Genomic DNA, 18,704 nt, shown 5'->3' with positions numbered 1-18,704 from the left:
GCGCGCGTGCTGGAGGCTAAGGTGCGGCGCGCGGGGCACGCCGCGCCGGCGCCGGCGGCACCTGTTTCGCTGCCACCACCAGGGCCAAAGGGATTACGACGTCGGTCCGCCGGGTGCGGACGGTGCATTCCTCGGCGTTGAGTCCCACCAGGTCGCCCAAAGCATCCGTCATGCCCTCCGGGATCTTGTAACGGACCACCACCCTTGTGCCCAGCGGCGCGCCTTCCAGGAACTGCCGGGGAGCGGGGATCTGCGGATTCACCACTCCATCCTAGGACCCCGCGCTAGTATGACGCGGGCAATGTATGACGCGCCGCTAGGTTCGCGGGAACAGCCTGATAGATAATAGGCTCAGAAGTCAGCAGTCCGGCGCTCAGGCCGGAAATGATCACCGGCGGAATGCCGGAAACCAACGTGGAGAGGCAAGGGACGTGACGTACGTAATCGCGCAGCCGTGTGTAGATGTCAAGGACAAGGCATGTATTGAAGAATGCCCCGTCGATTGCATCTACGAGGGTGAGCGGTCCCTCTACATCCACCCCGATGAATGTGTCGACTGCGGTGCCTGCGAACCTGTCTGCCCCGTCGAGGCCATTTACTACGAGGATGACACCCCGGACGAGTGGGCCGACTACTACAAGGCCAACGTTGAGTTCTTTGACGACCTCGGCTCGCCCGGCGGCGCTGCAAAGGTCGGCAACACCCACACCGACCACCCAATGATTGCTGCCCTGCCGCCGCAGAACCAGGACCACTGAGGCGCTTGGCGTGACATCCGCAGTACGCAGCTTCGGCCTCAGCCTGCCCGATTACCCGTGGGAGGCCATGGGACCGTATCTTGCCAAGGCTGCGGAGCACCCGGGCGGGGTGGTCAATCTTTCCATCGGCACCCCGGTGGACCCCACGCCGGCCCTGATCCAGGAGGCGCTTCAGGGCGCCGCCGACGCACCCGGGTACCCCACGGTGCACGGCACGCCGGCGCTCCGCACCGCTATTGCAGACTGGTTTGCCCGCCGCCGCGGCGTCCCCGGGCTGGATCCCCGCGATGTGATGCCAACCGTCGGGTCCAAGGAGCTGGTGGCATGGCTGCCGTTCCTTTTGGGACTGAAGCCGGGCGACGTCGTCGTCCGTCCTACGGTTGCCTACCCCACCTACGACATCGGAGCGACCTTCGCCGGCGCCGAACAGATCGCCGCTGACGACCTCGACGAACTGGATGACGAGACGCGTCAGCGCGTCCGGCTCGTCTGGGTAAATTCGCCGGCCAACCCCACCGGAAGCGTCCGTGACGCGGCGTCATTGAAACGGATCGTCGACCAGGCCCGCGGGCTCGGCGCCATGGTGGCTTCCGACGAGTGCTACGCGGAGCTTGGCTGGGGGGAGTGGGACGTCCAGCGCGGCGGCAGCCCGGTGCCCAGCATTCTGGACCCGCGCGTGGCCGGCGGCTCGCATGACGGCCTGCTGGCGGTTTACTCCTTGAGCAAGCAGTCGAACCTGGCGGGATACCGTGCGGCGTTCGTGGCCGGCGACCCGGTGATTATGGCCAACCTGGTCAACAGCCGCAAGCACGCAGGCATGATCGTGCCGTACCCGGTGCAGGAAGCCATGCGGGTGGCGCTGGGCGACGACGCCCACGTTCAGGCGCAGAAGGACCTTTACCGCGGCCGGCGGGAACGGCTAGTGCCGGCGCTCGAGGCGTTCGGGCTGACCATCCACGAATCGCAGGCGGGGCTGTACCTGTGGTGCAGCGCCGGCGAAGCCACCTGGGACACCGTGGGCAGGCTGGCCGGGCTGGGGATCGTGGTGGGCCCCGGCGTGTTCTACGGCGATGCCGGCAACGGGTTCGTTCGCGTTGCGCTGACGGCCGCGGATGAGCGGATCGACACGGCTGTAGCCAGGCTGAGCACCGGCTCGTAGCCGCCACGAACCCGCCACGGGTCCGTAACAATGATGTGACACGCAACACAACGGGGGCCTTTTTGGGGCATTTCGGCACTATCGGATTAGTGTCACCTTGCCTGGAGCGGTACTTTTTAACTGACTATCAATGGTGGCTTTCTACAAGAAGGCAGCCCGGCCGTTGGAAACCCTGCCACGCAGGCTCCTCGGGCGGCTCCACCGGATGTTGGATCAAGCTTTCTACAGAGAGGCCCTGACGCCTCATGAGGAGACTCCATGACTGAGACCACCAGCGCAACCCTGCGCCATGCGGGCGGCGAACTCGAACTCCCGCGCATCAAGGTTGTAGAAGGAAACGAAGGCTATGACGTTTCCAAACTGCTGAAGCAGACAGGCGCCGTTGCCTTTGACCCGGGGTTCATGAACACTGCGGCCACCACTTCGGCGATCACCTACATCGACGGCGACGCCGGCATCCTGCGCTACCGCGGTTACCCGATCGAGCAACTCGCCCAGCACTCGAGCTTCCTTGAAGTTTCCTACCTGCTCATCTACGGCAACCTGCCGAACGCCACCGAGCTGGAAGCCTTTGACCAGCGGATCCGCCACCACACCTTGCTGCACGAAGAGCTCAAAGGCTTCTTCAGCGGCTTCCCGCGGGACGCCCACCCGATGCCCGTGCTGTCCTCGGCCGTGTCCGCGCTCTCCACGTTCTACCAGGACTCGCTGGACCCGTTCAACGCTGAGCAGGTGGAGGTCTCCACGTACCGGCTCCTGGCCAAGATGCCGGTCATCGCCGCCTACGCCCTGAAGAAGAGCATCGGCCAGCCGATGCTCTACCCGGACAACTCCCACAACCTCGTGGAGAACTTCCTGCGCCTGAGCTTCGGCCTTCCGGCCGAGCAGTACGAGGTTGACCCGATAGTCGCCAAGGCACTGGACCTGCTCCTCATCCTGCACGCCGACCACGAGCAGAACTGCTCGACCTCCACGGTCCGGCTTGTCGGCTCGTCCAACGCCAACCTCTTCGCCTCCGTTTCGGCAGGCATCAACGCCCTCTTTGGCCCCGCCCACGGCGGCGCCAACGAGGCCGTGCTGAAGATGCTCCGCCAGATCCAGGCCGACGGCACCAAGCCTGAGGACTACATGGAGAAGGTCAAGAACAAGGAAGACGGCGTCCGCCTCATGGGCTTCGGACACCGCGTCTACAAGAACTACGATCCGCGGGCCAGGATCGTCAAGGACACCGCACACGAGATCCTCACCAAGCTCGGCGGCAACGACGAACTCCTGGAGATCGCCCTGCGCCTCGAAGAGAAGGCGCTCAATGATGACTACTTCATCCAGCGCAAGCTCTACCCGAACGTGGACTTCTACACCGGCCTGATTTACAAGGCCATGGGCTTCCCGGAGAAGATGTTCACGGTGCTGTTCGCCATCGGCCGCCTGCCCGGCTGGATTGCCCAGTGGCGCGAAATGATCAGCGACCCCAACACCAAGATCGGCCGTCCGCGCCAGCTCTACACAGGTGAGCCGGAGCGCAACTACCCGGCCAGCTAGCCGCTGGACAAAGAACGACGCCGGCTACGCACCTTAGGTGCGTAGCCGGCGTCGTTTTTTCATGGCACTGGCCTAGGAGTTGTAGCCCAGCGGGTTGTTCTTCTGCCAGCGCCAGTGGTCCTCGCACATCTGGTCCACGGTCTTGGTGGTGGACCAGCTCAGGTCGGCCAAGGCGGAGGTGGCATCGGCCCAGAAAGCGGGGAGATCGCCCGCCCGGCGGCCGGTGATCTCGTAGGGAAGGTCGTGGCCCACGGCCTTTTCGAAAGAACGCAGTACCTCCAGCACCGACGATCCCTTTCCGGAGCCAAGGTTCCAACGGAACACGCCTGTGCGGTCAGCCACGTGGTTCAGCGCTGCAACGTGGCCTTCGGCAAGGTCCACGACGTGGATGTAGTCACGCAGGCACGTGCCGTCAGGGGTGTCGTAGTCGCCGCCGAACACCATCAGCTTTTCGCGTCGGCCCACGGCGACCTGGGCGATGAACGGCACCAGGTTGTTGGGGATGCCCTGGGGGTCTTCGCCGATCCGGCCGGACGGGTGTGCACCCACCGGGTTGAAGTACCGCAGGAGCGCGATGTGCCACCGGCTGTCCGCGGCGCCGAGGTCCGACAGGATGTCCTCGATCTGTTCCTTGGTCCGGCCGTACGGGTTGTTTGCGCCGATTTCCATCTTTTCGACGTACGGAATGGGGTTGTGCTCGCCATACACCGTGGCTGAGGAGCTGAACACGAGGGAACGGACGTCGTACCGGTCCATCACCCGGATCAGGTTCAGTGTGCCCACCAGGTTGTTGTAGTAATACTTCAGCGGCTCCCGGACGGATTCTCCCACCGCTTTGAGGCCGGCGAAGTGGATCACCGCGTCGATCCGGTCCCGGGCGAAGACGGCATCGACAGCCGGCTCGTCCACGAGGTCGACGTTGTGGAACACCGCTTCCTTGCCGCTGAGCTCGGCAACGCGTCGCAGCGACTCCTCGCTTGAATTGACCAGGTTGTCGATGACCACCACCTCATGGCCGGCTTCCTGCAGGGACAGAACTGTGTGCGACCCGATGTAGCCGGTGCCGCCCGTAACCAGAATTCTCATGGGCTCAACGCTATCCCACTTCGCCAGGCTTCCGCCCGTGTTGCCCACAACTTGGCGGCACAACTGTGCTAAATAATAAGGGTGCCCAAAATCGTTGATGCCGCAGCCCGGCGACAGGAAGTTGTCGAAGCAGTTTTCAGGATCATCGCGACGGACGGGCTGGAACGGGCCTCACTGCGCGAAGTGGCTGACGAAGCCGGGCTGGCGGTGGGTTCCGTCCGCCACTACTTCTCCAGCAGCGACGAGCTCCTGGCCCATTCCTTCGGCGTTGCGGTCGACAGGATCACCGGCAGGCTGGACGAGGCCCGGGAGAACCTCACCCGGCTGGTCCCCGGCACTGCGGAGCACCGGGACGGAGTGTTAACCCTGCTGGGCCAGTTCCTTCCCCTGGATGAGGAACGGGCGGTGGACGCGTGCGTCTGGATGGCGTTCAAAAACGCAGCCCGGATCAAGCCCTTCCTTGCCGCCGAGGCCGACCGCAGCCACCGGGCCGTGGCCGCCGTTGTCGGTTGGCTGGTCATGGAACTGCGGGCGCCCGGGGAGGCAATGGACGGCGACGGCCACCTGGGCCTGGTGACCGAAGCGGAGCGGCTGCTGGCTACCTTGGACGGACTGACGATGCATGCTTTGCTGCAGCCGGAATGGATGACTGCCGAAATGTGCAGGGACGTCCTGTCGTCCCACCTGCACAGCCTTGGACAGTCTGAAACCAGCCATTAACGTCAGTAGTCAACAGGATTAGACTGGGACAGTAAACAAGCCAAGGGAGGCCATTCGGATGCACCAAACAGGCGGTCCTGGCTGGCGAATCACCATGGACACTTCAGGTCCCATGCTCATCGCACTTTACGTTCGCGACGCCGCCGGCCTCGACAGTGCCGGGCGTCCGGCACTGTGTCACATGGCACCGAAGATCCGTCCGGTGGACCACACCAACCTCACGTCCGAAGTGGGCGGGATCAGCGCGCTGAAGACTGAATGGGAGGCCTGGTGGGAGCAACTGCTCAAGGCGCACCCGCAAATGACCCCCGACGTGACGCCTCCGGACTTTGAGGCTTTTGGCAACTCTCCGGCACTCCAGCGCGTGCTGCAGGCGCATTTCGGTTCGGCGCTGACGTGGGCGCGGGAGCGCCGCGCAGAATACGCGGAGCTGGAAGCCGAACGGGAGGCCAGCGGCGCCCCGCAGCTCTTGGGCGACATGGTGGAGGACCGGCTGCTGGAGGTGGGCCGCGGTTCGCGGGACTTCAACCTGACCATCGTCGAACTTCCATTGACGGAACCCCGGGCCTGGTACCTCGAGCCGGACAAGATCATCATGAGCAAGGAACTGCTCTCCCAGCCTGAGGTGTTCCGAAGCTACGTCCAGCCCGTCGTGGAACTGCTCGTCTGAGGCTCTAGCGTCAGGGAGTCCCGGTAGCGACCGTGACCCTGACCTGACCGGACAGGGCCTCCGAAGGCTGCCAGCCGTTCCTGGACGCCCGGTCCCAGCTGCGGCCCTCGACGCCGACCGCCGTCACGGACAGCGACTTCGCGTTGGCCACGGCCCACTGCGCCACAGCCCAGGCCTGGCTGCCGCTCGCCTCCAGCACGACGGTGCTGCCGTCGGCCGTCGCCGGGATGTTCCCGAATGCCGCTGCCACTTCGTCAACGACGGCCTGGACATCACCGGCTTCCTCGGGCGATTTGAGGGTGCAGTCGAGTGCTGCGGCAGACTGGCCGGTCAGGGCGGAGGCGAAGACCCTTCCCATGTCCTCGTGTTCGGCGTAGGCCTGCGGGTACGCCGAACGCTGGACCTGCTGGGCGGCGGCGGTGATTTCCAGCGACTCGTACTCCGGGATCTTCACCAGGGCGTCGTAGAACGCACCGCTCGAATAATAAGGGTCCATCACCTGTTCCTCGGTGCCCCAGCCCTGCGAGGGACGCTGCTGGAACAGCCCGCGGGAATCCGGCCCGGCATGGTCGCCGTGCCCGATGTTGCGCAGCTTGGATTCCTGCATGGCGGTGGCCAGGGCGATACTCGCCGCCCGCGGCGGCAGCCCCCGGCGCACCGCGACCGCCGTTATCAGGGCCGCGTTGGCCGCCTGGTCGGTGGCCAAGTCGGCTTTGCGGGACCCTACGACGGCGGTGCACTTTTCGGCAATCAGCGTTTCCGAGCGTTGAATAAAGGCCACGGCCGTGTAAACGCCGCCGGCAATAAGTGCCAGAGCCAGCCCCAGGACTAGCAGGCGGCGCAGGCCACGTCTCCGTGACACGAAGTTACTCCCTCACGCCCTGGACGGGCCGGTTGACTTCTGCGGGCGGACGGAATCAGTTGGCGTGGAGTGCCTCATTGAGTTCCACGGTCTGGCCCTTGCGGGGGAGTACCTCCACCGCGCCGGTCGAGGAATTCCGGCGGAACAGCAGGTTGGGCACGCCGGAGAGCTCAACGGCCTTCACCACCCGGGTGGTGTCCTCGCCGTCGGCATCCTTGGGCCCGACCACGCGGACGCGGGTCCCGGCCGTGACGTACAGGCCGGCTTCCACCACCGAGTCGTCGCCGATGCTGATTCCGACGCCGGAGTTGGCGCCCAGCAGCACACGTTCGCCGAGGGAGATCTTTTCCTTGCCGCCGCCCGAGAGGGTGCCCATGATGGAGGCCCCGCCGCCGACGTCAGTGCCGTCACCGGTTACAACGCCTGCAGAAATGCGGCCTTCCACCATGGAGGTGCCCAGGGTGCCAGCGTTGAAGTTCACGAAGCCCTCGTGCATGACCGTGGTGCCTTCGGCGAGGTAGGCGCCAAGGCGGACGCGGTCGGCGTCGGCGATCCTGACCCCTGCGGGCACCACGTAGTCCACCATGCGCGGGAACTTGTCCACGCCGTAGACAGTCACGGCTCCGCGTTTACGCAGCTTGGCCCGGGTCAGCTCGAAGCCGTCTACGGCGGCCGGGCCGAAGTTCGTCCAGACGACATTGGGGAGCTTGCCGAAGATGCCGTCCAGGTTGATGGTGTTGGGCTGGACCAGCCGGTGCGAAAGCAGGTGCAGTCGGAGGTAGGCGTCCGCGGTGTCGGCGGGGGCTTCGTCAAGGTGAACCTGGACGAAAACAACCTGCTGCTCGGTGCCGCGGTCGGCGTCGCTGCCGGCTGCGGCGATCTCGGCAAGCACGGGATCCGCGCTCTCCACATTCCGGAGGCTGTCCGCTGCGGTTCCGAGGGACGGCGCGGGGAACCAGACGTCAAGCACGGTGGCCTCGCCGTTGCGGGTGGAAATGGTGGCCACACCGTAGCCGTAGGCGGAGCGGGCGTCGGCGGACGCGGAATTGTCAGCGGGCACGGCGGAAGCAGCAGCGGTTTCAGTCATGCCCCCAGTCTATCGAGAGGGAGGCTCAGGTCTCGAACTAGACTGTCATCGTGACTGCTCAAACTGCCTCTGTCCGCCTGGATCTCCGCCAGGACGTCGCCCTCCTCACCGCTGCGCTTATCGACATCAACAGTGTCTCGGCCAACGAGAAGGAGCTGGCCGACGCCGTCGAACATGCCCTGCGGAAGATTCCGCAGCTTACCGTGGTCCGCGACGGCGACTCCATCATTGCCCGGACCGCACTTGGCCGCACTGAGCGCGTCATCCTGGCCGGACACCTGGATACGGTGCCACTCCCCACCACCGAAGGGGCCCTCGGCACCGTCCCCTCGTTCTGGCCGTCCGGCGCGCCGGGGGAAGGGCTGCTGTACGGCCGCGGCACTACGGACATGAAGGGCGGCGTCGCGGTGCAGCTGGCGCTGGCGGCCACAATGTTCGACGGCGGCGCGGAACCGGGCAAGGACGTCACCTTCGTGTTCTACGACCACGAGGAAGTGGAAGCGGCGAAGAGCGGCCTCGGGCGGCTGGTGCGCAACCACGGCGGCCTCCTGGACGGCGACTTTGCCATCCTGCTCGAGCCGACGCACGGAACGGTGGAGGGCGGGTGCAACGGCACCATGCGGTTCGAGGCAACCACCATTGGTGAAGCAGCACACTCCGCCCGGGCCTGGATGGGAAGCAACGCCATCCATGCCGCCGCACCCATCCTCGCGAGGCTCGCAGCCTACGAACCGGCCACCATCAACGTGGACGGCCTGGACTACCGGGAAAGCCTCAACGCGGTGAAGATCAACGGAGGCACGGCCGGCAACGTCATCCCTGACCGCTGCGTGGTGGAAATCAACTACCGCTTCGCTCCGGACAAGACTCCGGATCAAGCCGAAGCCCACGTCCGCGAACTCCTCGACGGGTTCGATGTGGTCAAGACCGACAGCGCGGCCGGTGCGCGGCCGGGGCTGAACCATCCGGCTGCCGCATCCTTCGTGGCCGCTGTCGGTGCCGAGCCCAAGCCGAAGTACGGCTGGACCGACGTCGCGCGTTTCAGCGAGCTGGGTATTCCCGCGGTCAACTTCGGCCCGGGCGATCCCTTGCTGGCGCATAAGGACAACGAGCACGTTGACGCTGACGCAGTCCGCGAATGCCTGAGGGCGCTCCGGACGTGGCTGGCCAACTAGGCGGAAAACGTCCCTGCCAAAGCAGGAAGGCCCTGATCCTTTGATCAGGGCCTTCCTGGTTCTCGCGTTCGATACTGCTATTTCACTTCGGCTTCAATCGGCTCAGGCTCCGCTTTGGCCACGCCGCCGGCGGCCTTCTTGGAGCCGCGGCGTTCGATCCAGACTGCGATGCGCGAAACGCAGATGTTGATCGCAATGTAGATCGCAGCGGCCACAAAGAAGATCGGGAACAGGAACTGCGTTCCCAGGAAGTCGGCCATGACCTGCACTGCCCGGAGCAGCTCACCGTACGCGACGATGTAACCCAGGGACGTATCCTTCAGCAGCACCACGAGCTGGGCCACGAGCGAAGGCATCATCCGGCGGACGGCCTGCGGCAGCTCAATGATCATGCGGGACTGGAAACTTGTCAGGCCAATGGTCAGGCCAGCTTCACGTTGCCCCTTGGGCAGGGACTGGATGCCGGCGCGGATAATCTCCGCAAAGACAGCCGCGTTGTAGAGGACCAGGCCGGCCACCACTGCGATGAATTGGTTGGTGCCAAAGACCAGCAGGACGAAGAACATCATCAGGACCACTGGCATGCCGCGCAGGAATTCCAGCACGATCCGGGTGGGAATCCGGATCGCGGCGAGGTCGGAAATCCGAAGCAGGCACACCAACAGTCCCAGAGGGAACGCAATGACGGCGGCAACAGCGGCAGCGCTGAGGGTGGCGCCGATGCCGTTGCCGAGCAGCGTCCAGACGTCCGCGCGGGTGAAGATGGCCCAGCGGCGTCCCTCGAAGATGCCCTGCTGCGCCAGCGTACTGACGATCCACGCCAACAGGCCAAGGATCAGCAGGGACCCGACTACGGAACCGATCAGTGAGACCCGGCGGGCCTTTGGCCCCGGGACGTCGTACAGAACTGAGCTCATCGGGCGATCGCCACCTTTCGTTCGACGGTGCTCGCCAGGATGCCCAGCGGAACAGTGATCAGCAGGTAGAAGAATGCCACTCCGAGGAGAACGGCCAGGACCTGGTCGCCATTGGAATTGGCCAGCTGGCGGCCGTAACCGAACAGCTCCAGAACGAAGAAGGCGCCGGCAACGGAGGAGTTTTTCACGAGCGCGATCAGGATGTTGATCAACGGCGGGATCACCGTCCGCAGTGCCTGCGGGAGAATGATCAGGGAAAGCACCTGGCCGAATTTCATGCCAATGCTGCGTGCTGCTTCGGCCTGGCCGACGGGAACGCTGTTGACACCGGAGCGTACGGCTTCCGCGATGAAGGCCGCAGTGTAGGCACTCAGGGCAATGATGGCCGCCACCTCAAACTGCTCGAATTTCACGCCGAGCCGGGGCAGGACGATCGCGGCAAAGAAGAAAGCAATGGTCAGGGGGGTGTTCCGCAGGATCTCCACATAGGCCATGCTGAAGCCGCGGAGGGCAGCAACAGGGGAAACACGGGCTGCGGCCAGCACGGTTCCCAGCAGGAGGGCGATGACTCCGGACACGGCGGACAGGAACAGGGTTCGGAGAAAGCCTTCCCAGTAAAGTGGCAGGTTTTCGATGATGACGTCCATAACATCCTTTGGCTGTGTGTCGCGGACGGGAGCGAAGATGGGAGCGGCGGTTGCCGGAGGCGCGGTACGCGGACTCCGGCAACCGCCGGCGTTACTTAGTAACGGTTGATGGCCGGAAGTTCCGGAGCCGTCTTGATGACGGCGCCGGCGGTGGCTTCCCATGCCTTCTTGTAGGAGCCGTCCTTCGCGAATTCTTCCAGCTGGTCGTTGATCCAGTTGCGGAAGACGGTGTCGTCCTTCTTCAGGCCGATGCCGTAGGGCTCCTTGGTGAAGGTCTCATCCGAGGCCAGCTTGAAGGCGTCAGGTTCCTTGTCCACGAAGCCGGCAAGGATCACGTTGTCGGTGGTGATGGCTTCCACCTGCTTGTTGCGCAGCGGTTCGAGGCAGGCAGAGTATGTGGCTGCGGGAACGAGTTCTGCTCCGTACTTCTCCACGATGGTGCCGGCAGGGGTGGAACCGGTCACGGAACAGACCTTCTTGCCCTTGACGTCCTCGGGCTTCTTGATGGTGTCGTTGTCCTTGTTAACCATGAGCGCCTGGCCGGCCTCGTAGTACGGCCCGGCAAAGCTAACGACCTGCTTGCGCTTGTCGTTGATGGTGTACGTGGCGATGACCAGATCCACCTTGCCCTGTTCGATGAAGGGCTCGCGGTTGGCCGAGACAGTCTCCGACCATTCGATCTTGTCCGCAGCAATGCCCAGCTTGGCGGCAATCAGCTTGCCCATCTCGACGTCAAAACCGATGGGCTTGCCGTCAAGGCCGACCTGGCCGAACAGCGGCTGGTCGAACTTGGTGCCGATCTTGATGGTGCCGGCAGAGGAGAGCTTCGCCATGGTGCTGCCAGCTGCGAAGGTGGGCTTCTCGGCGACCGTGGGGTTGCTGGTGGTGCCGGTGCCGCCGCCGCCGCAAGCGCTCAATGTCAGAGCGAGGGCTGCTGATGCTGCAACCACAAAGGACTTTCGTCGGGTCAAAAATGCCTTCATGACATTACCTTTCATTGGCGGCCACTGTGGTGGCCTGGGTGCGAACTGAGTAGGTGCGGTCTCGGGGAATCAGTGGGTGAGGAGCTTCGAGAGGAAGTCCTTGGCGCGGTTGCTCTGCGGGTTCGTGAAGAACTCCTCAGGCGTCGCGTCCTCGACGATCTGGCCGTCGGCCATGAACACCACGCGGTCGGCGGCTTTGCGGGCGAAGCCCATCTCGTGGGTGACCACGATCATGGTCATGCCTTCCTTGGCCAGCTGGATCATGACGTCAAGGACTTCATTGATCATTTCCGGGTCAAGCGCGGAAGTGGGCTCATCGAAGAGCATGACCTTCGGCTTCATGGCAAGGGCCCGGGCAATCGCCACGCGCTGCTGCTGGCCGCCGGAAAGCTGCGCCGGGAGCTTGGGTGCCTGGTGTCCCACGCCGACACGCTCCAGGAGCGCCATGGCGTCCTTGTCCGCCTGCGCCTTGGGCACACCCTTGACCTTGATGGGCCCCAGGGTGACGTTTTCCAGGATCGTTTTGTGGGCGAAGAGGTTGAAGGACTGGAACACCATGCCGACGTCGGCACGCAGCTTGGCGAGTTCCTTGCCTTCCTCCGGGAGCTCCTTGCCGTCGATGGCAATCTTGCCGTCGTCGATGGTCTCCAGGCGGTTGATGGCCCGGCAGAGTGTGGACTTACCGGAACCGGAGGGTCCGATGACCACAACAACTTCGCCCTTGCGGACGTTCAGGTTGATGTCCTTGAGTACGTGCAGCTGGCCGTAGTGCTTATTCACGGCTTTCAGGGAGACGAGAGCTTCGCCGGGCACTTGAGTAGTCATAAGAGAGAATCTAGCGAACATTAGCGGGATATGACGGCAATCACTCCAACTTCCTGCAGATCGTGATTCAAGAGATACCTGCAGGTCAGGGCCCCGGGTAGCCTCTGCAACAGGATCGGACGCGCCGGACAGTCTGGCTTGGAGAACCGCGCTAGCCTTGGTGGATGAGTACCGATCCGCAGCCTTCTCCAACTCCAGTACCTCCCATTGCCACCCGTCACAAGGGTCCGCTGGAGCTGCGTCGAAAGCAGGCGGCAGTGGAGATGTCGGACCAGCACCTGCTGGACACGAAGGGGCCCGGCCAGTTTGTCCACACTGACCCGTGGCGGGTCCTCAGAATCCAGAGTGAGTTCGTGGAAGGCTTCGGTGCGCTCGCGGACCTCGGGCCTGCCGTCAGCGTGTTCGGCTCCGCACGCACCAAGCCGGGCTCCGTCTATTACGAACTGGGCGTTGAGGTGGGCCGCAAACTGGCCGAAGCCGGGGTGGCCGTCATTACCGGCGGCGGACCGGGCTCCATGGAGGCTGCCAACAAAGGCGCCGTCCAGGGCAACGGTGTATCCGTGGGTCTCGGTATTGAGCTTCCGTTCGAGCAGGGACTCAACCAGTGGGTGGACCTCGGGATCAACTTCCGCTACTTCTTCGCACGGAAAACCATGTTCGTGAAGTATGCCCAGGGATTCATTGTGCTGCCTGGCGGCCTGGGCACCCTGGACGAACTCTTCGAGGCGATGGTTTTGGTCCAGACGCGGAAGGTCACGTCCTTCCCCATAGTCCTCCTGGGCACCGCTTTCTGGGGGCCCATGCTCGACTGGATCAGGGGCACCCTGGTGGAAGACGGCATGATTTCGGAGAAGGACCTCGGCCTAATCCAGGTAGTCGATGAGCCGGCGCACGCGGTGGACCTCGTTATCCACGGTGCCATCCGGCCGCCGCAAGGCAGCGGCACGGGCAACGGCACTGGCGGGCCGAACGGCAACCAGCGGCCGGAATAGCGGCCGCGCCGGCGTCTGGCACGATGGATCCTGTGAGTTTCTTCCTGATCTTCCTCGCCATCGCACTGATCGGCGCCGCGCTGTTCTTCGGAGCAGATTTTACGTCCGGCATATTCCGGCGCCGGCATTCCGGAGGCCCCGCGCTGTTGGACGGATTCGACGAGCCCGTGGCCTCACTGCCGCCGGTGCTGCTTCCTGCCGACGCCGCACCGGCCGACGTCGACCGGATCCGTTTTGCTTTGGGCCTGCGAGGCTACCGCATGGACCAGGTTGACCAGGTGCTGGATGAACTCCGTGACCAGTTGGCCGCCAAGGACCGCGAAATTGAGCGGTTGCGGGCGGAACTGCGCGCGCCGGCACAGTCGGGGGAGAGCAGGCCTTGAGCAGACCGGGCACTTCCGCGGACCGGGCGGGGCCGGACCGAACCCTGGGACTGAACGGCCTGGTGCGAACCAAAGTTGCGTCCGCCGCCGCGCATGCCGGCACGTGGCGGTGGTGGGCACAGGTGGCAGGCGTCTACGTTGCTGCGCGGATCGTCAGTGCCTGTATCTTCATGGCGGCCGCCCTGCACCAAGGCGTCAACCCGTGGTTCCCCGCGGAACCCGACTACTGGAACTTCATCAATATCTGGGATGCCCGCTGGTATGGCGAGGTGCTCCGGAACGGATATCCTAGCCAGCTCCCCGTGGACGAAAGCGGAAACGTCCAGGAGAACGCCTGGGCTTTCTACGGGCTGTTTCCGATGCTGGGGCGGGCGTTGTCGGCCATGACTGGCCTGGACCCCGCACTGGCCCTCACATTCATCGCAATGGCATCCGGGCTGGGGGCCGCCCTGGTGGTGTACTGCCTCTTCCGGCAGAAAACCGGCCACCGCACGGCCATGTGGGCAGTGGTTTTCTTTTCCACCTTCCCCGTCGCCGCCGTGCTGCAGGTTCCCTATGCCGAATCGCTGAACCTCCTGCTGCTGGCGTCGGCACTCCTCCTGGTGATGCAACGGCGGTACCTGTGGGCCATGCCGGTAGTGATCCTCATGTGTCTTTCCAGGCCAACGGGGGTTCCGTTCGCAGCGATGGTGTGCGGGCTGCTCGCGTACCGGCTGTGGCTGCGGAACCGTGCCGCCGCCCCGGGCAGTCCGGCGGCACAGCACAGTGGTCGGGACCTCGCGGCGTTGGCGGGCCTCGCTGCAGTCAGCGGTCTCAGTGCCCTGATCTGGCCTGCCATCGCGTGGGCAGTGACCGGCGATCCGGCCGCCTATACCAATACGGAAACCGTCTGGCGCGGCCACGACCTCGTGCCGTTCAAGCCCTGGTTCGACACCGGGATCCAGCTTTTTGGACCTGTGCTGGGTGTCCTGGCTCCCTTTGTCTTTGTCGCCGTCTTCGGGCTTGCCATGACGTCCCCGCCCGTGGTGGCGCTGGGTGCTGAGCTGCGGCTCTGGTGCGTCTGCTACATGGGCTATCTGCTCGTCTTCCTGCACCCCCAGACCAGCACTTTCCGCATGCTGCTGCCGCTGTTTCCGCTGGCCTTGGGTGCAGCCCTGCTATCCCGATCCCGGGCCTACCGCGGGACTGTGGTCACCATGTTCGTGCTGCTCCAGATTGTCTGGATCGTCTGGCTGTGGGCCTGGGCCGAACTGCCCGGCGGGGGAGACTATCCGCCGTGAGACGTCCGTGAGCCGGTCCGCGGAACTATGACGCACGGCACAGTCGGCCGCAATTTTCCAAGCGATGAAGAAAATCCATCAATTAGCTACAGGCGGGTAATTACAGGATAATAGGGGTTAAGCATGAACAAATTGCATTCACAACTGTTCAGTCATGGCGGTAGCTGCTAGGCCGCCATGGGGCTTGATTGACGACGCGGCCACAGCCCGCCCGGGCTGGTAGGTCCTGGGACTATTGGAGGGGATTTTCCTCATGGCGGCTATGAAACCACGCACCGGCGACGGCCCTATGGAAGTAACCAAAGAGGGCCGCAGCTTGATTATGCGTGTGCCGCTCGAAGGCGGGGGGCGGCTTGTGGTCGAACTCAACGCGGCGGAGGCGGCAAACCTTAAGGAATGCCTCGTCGGCGTTACCGAATAGATTTGCTGGGGCGGGGTCCGCGGCCGTAAAGGCTGCGGGCCCCGCCTTATTTTTTAACCGCTACCAGCAGCCCGTCGCCGGTGGGCAGCATTGCCGAAGCCAGGCGGTCGTCGTCGCGGATGGATTTGCCCACCTGGCGCAGCACCACCGTGGTGGAATCCCGGGCAGCCGGGTTGGCCACGCGGTCCTTGTCCAAGGCGTCGTTGATAATCAGCAGCCCGCCGCGCTTGAGCAGCCGGACGGCTTGTTCGACGTACCCGGGGATGCCCGGCTTGTCCGCGTCAACGAACACGAGGTCGTACGCGCTGTCGGTCAGCCGCGGCAGGACGTCGCCGGCGCGGCCGGAAATAGTGCGGGTGCGGTTGGCGGGGCTTCCCGCTTCCTGGAATGCCTCCCGCGCGGCCCTGAGGTGTTCAACGTCCACATCGATGGTGGTCAGGACCGCCTGGGGTCCGAGCCCGCGGAGCAGGCAGACGCCGGACACGCCTGCACCGGTTCCGATTTCCACCGCTGTCTGTGCCTTGGATGCCGCAGCCAATACGGTAAGCACCGCACCCACGCCCGGTCCCACCGGAGTCACGCCCAGCTCAAAGGAACGCTCCCGAGCGTGCAGCAGTACTTCATCCTCGGCAGGCAGATCTTCTGCATAGGACCAGCTCGTGGACTTATCGGCGCTCATGAGGATTCGCTTTCTGGGCGGCAAGGGGATTGTTCCTATCAGCGTACTGTGTCAGGGGGTGCCGGGCCCGGAGGTGGCGAGTCGGCAGGCTGTGGCTTCCGGCCGATGTGACGGGAACCACCCTGTTCCGGGGTCCGGAGGCGCGGGGCGTTCCGCCCAAGGCTGAAGCCCTGCAATAGTCAGGAAATTCCCAGCCAACTTTGAAATGATTGGAATCCGCTCATCCAGGAGGTGATCGGCGCCGAAGCACTGGTGTCAGCACCATCCAGGCGTTAGTTCCATCCATGAGGGGAGTGGACGATGTCAGCATCAGTTGTGGCACCTGTCCCGGCAATTGAAGATTCAGTGGCCCAGCCGGACACCGAGTGGGTCAGGCCAAGCTGGGAGGAAGTGGTCACGAACCACTCCGCCAAGGTCTACCGCCTTGCCTACCGCTTAACCGGCAACAAGTACGACGCCGAGGACCTCACCCAGGAGGTGTTCGTCCGGGTTTTCCGGTCGCTGGAGAACTTCAAGCCCGGTACGCTCGACGGTTGGCTGCACCGGATCACCACCAACCTCTTCCTGGACCAGGCGCGGCGCAAGAGCCGCATCCGCTTCGATGCCCTCGCTGACGACGCCGAATCGCGGCTGCCAGGCCGCGAGCCCGGTCCGGAACAGAGCTTTGAATTCAACAACCTGGACCTCGACGTGCAGGCCGCCCTCGAAGAACTGCCGCCTGACTTCCGGGCCGCCGTCGTACTTTGTGACCTTGAGGGCCTGTCCTACGACGAGGTGGCCGAGGCCCTCGGCGTCAAGCTCGGAACCGTGCGGTCCCGCATCCACCGCGGCCGCACCATGCTCCGGGAAAAGCTGGCACACCGTGATCCCCGGACCAGGCAATCCCTCAAGCCGCGGCTCAAGCTGCCGCGCATCGCCGGCATCCTCTGATCGGCTCCATGGGTCAGCTGAGAAACCTGCTGCGGGGCCTGGGAGGCAACTGTACGCGCGGAATCCTGCCGCGCAGCAAGCGCGGCCGCAGCTCAAAGCACATAGAATCCTGCCCGGAATGCACGTCGCTCCAGTGGCGTGAGCGCCAGTATCTTGAGCGCCTGCGCAGCGCGGCCATCCCCGCTGCAAGCGAGGACTTCACTGCCAGGCTGTTAGCCAGGACGCAGCAGCTCGCGTCCGCGCCGGGCGGTACGGCCGCCGGCCATGCCGTGCGCCGAAGCACGCCCGCAGGGTTCCCGGCGCTCCGCGCACTGGGCCTGGCAGCGGGCGGGGCCCTGGCCGCGGCCGGAGTGGTCACCGGCGCTGCCTACTTCGTGGCCGGTGACCCCCGGCCCGTCGCCGATGGCAGCCCTGCAGCGTGGTCCCGGCAGCACGAGGCCGCTTTCGGACTTCAACCGCCGGCCGGCAGCGCTTCCCCCGGGTCCGCCGGCATGCTGACATCCACAGACCTTGAGGGACTCCGCACGCAGGGATGGTCGTGCCCGGAGCTTCGCGACATGGGGTTCCACGTCCTTTGGGCGCGGCATGAAACCGTCGCCGGACAGGCAGTCCTGGAACTGCGGCTCACTGACGGGACACACTTTGCCACAGTCCTCGAACAGCACTGGCAGCCGGGACCCGCTGACGGCGCACAACCAACCGTGCCGCTGTCATCGCCCACGAACATCCTGACCGGCCGTCCTGCCGAGGTCGACGGATTCGTGCGTGCGCCTGGGGGTGCTGCGGCCGGCAGTGCGGCAGGCGGGGCGGTATGGATCAATGCTTCTGCCCCGTGGCGGGCCATTTACCAGGCTCCGGGCGTGACCTTCACCTACATCTCGGATCTGCCTGCTGACTCCGCCGATGATGGCGTGGCAGAACTGGTTCGCTCGGGTTCCACCACCTCAATGCGCAGCCCCGAGGTCCCCGCGACCGGAACGGCCGGCAACGCCGCGCCCGGCACGGAAAGCGTGCCTGCCGGGGAAGGCCTGCCCGCCAGGCTGCAGCGCGGCCTGGGGCGCATCGTGGAGCTTCTTACGCCATGAGCCGGCCGCCCGGAGCAGCCGCCGCTGTGCGCTCCGCGTCAGAATCGTCACCACTGTGCCGGAGAGGGTAATCTTCCTAAGGTGTTTGGAATCAACGGTCCGGAGTTTCTTCTTCTGCTGATCATCGGGGTCCTGGTGATCGGCCCCAGCCGGCTGCCTGAATACACCCAGAAACTGGCGAACCTGGTCAAGGAAGTCCGCCGGATGGCGTCCGGCGCACGGGAGCAGATCAAGGACGAAGTCGGCATCGACATCGACGAGGTCGACTGGAAGAAATACGACCCCCGCCAGTACGATCCCCGCCGGATCATCAAGGAAGCCCTGCTCGACGACGACACCAAGCCTGTCAGTGCCGGGGCGCCGGCTGCGGTCGCGGCCGTTGCCTCTGCCTCCGCGGCATCCTATGCGGAAGAGCGGCCGGCGCGCGTCATCGAACGGCTGCCCGAGGGCGAGCCTGCCCCTTTCGATTCCGAGGCCACGTAGGGCCCGGATTTCGACAGGCC

The 18,704-nt window shown here is 64.7% G+C and carries 22 protein-coding genes; 13 read left to right on the top strand and 9 right to left on the bottom strand.

Features of this window, described 5'->3' with window-relative positions; genetic code table 11:
- Positions 1 to 16: 16 nt before the first annotated feature.
- Positions 17 to 262, bottom strand: a complete 246-nt coding sequence (locus tag ASF98_RS02010; RefSeq protein ID WP_055796736.1) for a putative acetyltransferase — start codon at positions 260 to 262, stop codon at positions 17 to 19.
- A gap of 169 nt (positions 263 to 431) precedes the next feature.
- On the opposite strand from ASF98_RS02010, the gene fdxA reads away from it, so the two are divergent.
- The 3 genes from fdxA to ASF98_RS01995 all read left to right on the top strand — a co-directional run bounded on the left by fdxA (position 432) and on the right by ASF98_RS01995 (position 3,459).
- Positions 432 to 758, top strand: a complete 327-nt coding sequence (gene fdxA, locus ASF98_RS02005; RefSeq protein WP_055796733.1) for a ferredoxin — start codon at positions 432 to 434, stop codon at positions 756 to 758.
- A 10-nt stretch (positions 759 to 768) separates the two neighbouring features.
- Complete coding sequence (dapC, locus tag ASF98_RS02000) at positions 769 to 1,917, top strand: succinyldiaminopimelate transaminase (protein ID WP_055796732.1); 1,149 nt, start codon at positions 769 to 771, stop codon at positions 1,915 to 1,917.
- Between the two features lie 258 nt (positions 1,918 to 2,175).
- Positions 2,176 to 3,459, top strand: coding sequence for a citrate synthase (locus tag ASF98_RS01995; protein WP_028269443.1), 1,284 nt, complete (start codon positions 2,176 to 2,178; stop codon positions 3,457 to 3,459).
- 72 nt (positions 3,460 to 3,531) lie between these two features.
- Here ASF98_RS01995 and galE read toward each other — a convergent pair whose 3' ends face one another.
- Entirely contained in the window at positions 3,532 to 4,545 is a 1,014-nt protein-coding gene (gene galE / locus ASF98_RS01990; protein ID WP_055796729.1) for a UDP-glucose 4-epimerase GalE, read from the bottom strand.
- An 81-nt stretch (positions 4,546 to 4,626) separates the two neighbouring features.
- On the opposite strand from galE, the gene ASF98_RS01985 reads away from it, so the two are divergent.
- On the top strand, positions 4,627 to 5,265 hold the full coding sequence (locus tag ASF98_RS01985) for a TetR/AcrR family transcriptional regulator (RefSeq protein WP_055796726.1): 639 nt from the start codon (positions 4,627 to 4,629) through the stop codon (positions 5,263 to 5,265).
- Between the two features lie 58 nt (positions 5,266 to 5,323).
- Positions 5,324 to 5,935, top strand: coding sequence for a hypothetical protein (locus ASF98_RS01980; RefSeq protein WP_055796723.1), 612 nt, complete (start codon positions 5,324 to 5,326; stop codon positions 5,933 to 5,935).
- A 10-nt stretch (positions 5,936 to 5,945) separates the two neighbouring features.
- Here ASF98_RS01980 and ASF98_RS01975 read toward each other — a convergent pair whose 3' ends face one another.
- Both ASF98_RS01975 and dapD read right to left on the bottom strand, forming a co-directional pair.
- Positions 5,946 to 6,797 (bottom strand): hypothetical protein, encoded by an 852-nt coding sequence (locus ASF98_RS01975; RefSeq protein WP_055796720.1) that lies wholly within the window; start codon positions 6,795 to 6,797, stop codon positions 5,946 to 5,948.
- A 55-nt stretch (positions 6,798 to 6,852) separates the two neighbouring features.
- Entirely contained in the window at positions 6,853 to 7,884 is a 1,032-nt protein-coding gene (dapD, locus tag ASF98_RS01970; RefSeq protein ID WP_055796717.1) for a 2,3,4,5-tetrahydropyridine-2,6-dicarboxylate N-succinyltransferase, read from the bottom strand.
- A 50-nt stretch (positions 7,885 to 7,934) separates the two neighbouring features.
- Here dapD and dapE point away from each other — a divergent pair, with 50 nt between their 5' ends.
- Entirely contained in the window at positions 7,935 to 9,059 is a 1,125-nt protein-coding gene (gene dapE, locus ASF98_RS01965) for a succinyl-diaminopimelate desuccinylase (protein WP_055796715.1), read from the top strand.
- 77 nt (positions 9,060 to 9,136) lie between these two features.
- Here the strand turns inward: dapE and ASF98_RS01960 are convergent, their stop codons facing one another.
- The 4 genes from ASF98_RS01960 to ASF98_RS01945 form a co-directional block, all read right to left on the bottom strand.
- Positions 9,137 to 9,976, bottom strand: coding sequence for an amino acid ABC transporter permease (locus ASF98_RS01960; protein ID WP_055796711.1), 840 nt, complete (start codon positions 9,974 to 9,976; stop codon positions 9,137 to 9,139).
- Positions 9,973 to 10,623 (bottom strand): amino acid ABC transporter permease, encoded by a 651-nt coding sequence (locus tag ASF98_RS01955; protein WP_055796710.1) that lies wholly within the window; start codon positions 10,621 to 10,623, stop codon positions 9,973 to 9,975. The genes ASF98_RS01960 and ASF98_RS01955 overlap by 4 nt, the downstream gene beginning before the upstream one ends.
- Positions 10,624 to 10,718: 95 nt before the next feature.
- Entirely contained in the window at positions 10,719 to 11,606 is an 888-nt protein-coding gene (locus ASF98_RS01950; RefSeq protein WP_055796707.1) for a glutamate ABC transporter substrate-binding protein, read from the bottom strand.
- Positions 11,607 to 11,675: 69 nt separating this feature from the next.
- Positions 11,676 to 12,431: an amino acid ABC transporter ATP-binding protein gene (locus ASF98_RS01945; protein ID WP_028269433.1), complete on the bottom strand. Its 756-nt coding sequence runs from the start codon at positions 12,429 to 12,431 to the stop codon at positions 11,676 to 11,678.
- Between the two features lie 164 nt (positions 12,432 to 12,595).
- On the opposite strand from ASF98_RS01945, the gene ASF98_RS01940 reads away from it, so the two are divergent.
- The 4 genes from ASF98_RS01940 (at position 12,596) to ASF98_RS01925 (ending at position 15,507) form a co-directional block, all read left to right on the top strand.
- Positions 12,596 to 13,423, top strand: a complete 828-nt coding sequence (locus ASF98_RS01940) for a TIGR00730 family Rossman fold protein (protein ID WP_055796704.1) — start codon at positions 12,596 to 12,598, stop codon at positions 13,421 to 13,423.
- Between the two features lie 23 nt (positions 13,424 to 13,446).
- Positions 13,447 to 13,806 (top strand): DivIVA domain-containing protein, encoded by a 360-nt coding sequence (locus ASF98_RS01935; protein ID WP_055796701.1) that lies wholly within the window; start codon positions 13,447 to 13,449, stop codon positions 13,804 to 13,806.
- Entirely contained in the window at positions 13,803 to 15,086 is a 1,284-nt protein-coding gene (locus ASF98_RS01930; RefSeq protein WP_156372241.1) for a hypothetical protein, read from the top strand. Before ASF98_RS01935 ends, ASF98_RS01930 begins: the two co-directional genes overlap by 4 nt.
- Positions 15,087 to 15,339: 253 nt before the next feature.
- Positions 15,340 to 15,507, top strand: coding sequence for a DUF3117 domain-containing protein (locus tag ASF98_RS01925; RefSeq protein ID WP_009357720.1), 168 nt, complete (start codon positions 15,340 to 15,342; stop codon positions 15,505 to 15,507).
- Between the two features lie 46 nt (positions 15,508 to 15,553).
- Here ASF98_RS01925 and ASF98_RS01920 read toward each other — a convergent pair whose 3' ends face one another.
- The gene (locus ASF98_RS01920; protein ID WP_055796698.1) at positions 15,554 to 16,186 is read right to left on the bottom strand and encodes an O-methyltransferase; all 633 of its coding nucleotides are present in this window, start codon (positions 16,184 to 16,186) and stop codon (positions 15,554 to 15,556) included.
- 300 nt (positions 16,187 to 16,486) lie between these two features.
- Between ASF98_RS01920 and sigE the strand changes: the two genes are divergently transcribed.
- The 3 genes from sigE (at position 16,487) to ASF98_RS01905 (ending at position 18,684) form a co-directional block, all read left to right on the top strand.
- Positions 16,487 to 17,116 carry an RNA polymerase sigma factor SigE gene (gene sigE, locus ASF98_RS01915; RefSeq protein WP_055796695.1) on the top strand — a complete coding sequence of 210 codons (630 nt, stop codon included), beginning with the start codon at positions 16,487 to 16,489 and terminating at the stop codon, positions 17,114 to 17,116.
- Positions 17,117 to 17,124: 8 nt separating this feature from the next.
- Positions 17,125 to 18,201, top strand: coding sequence for a hypothetical protein (locus ASF98_RS01910; protein ID WP_055796693.1), 1,077 nt, complete (start codon positions 17,125 to 17,127; stop codon positions 18,199 to 18,201).
- A gap of 81 nt (positions 18,202 to 18,282) precedes the next feature.
- Positions 18,283 to 18,684 (top strand): protein translocase TatA, encoded by a 402-nt coding sequence (locus tag ASF98_RS01905; protein ID WP_028269426.1) that lies wholly within the window; start codon positions 18,283 to 18,285, stop codon positions 18,682 to 18,684.
- Positions 18,685 to 18,704: the final 20 nt, after the last annotated feature.

Origin of the sequence: Arthrobacter sp. Leaf337 (assembly GCF_001423745.1) — a bacterium.
Taxonomy (GTDB): domain Bacteria; phylum Actinomycetota; class Actinomycetes; order Actinomycetales; family Micrococcaceae; genus Arthrobacter.
This window is presented reverse-complemented; position numbering and strand designations above follow the sequence as displayed.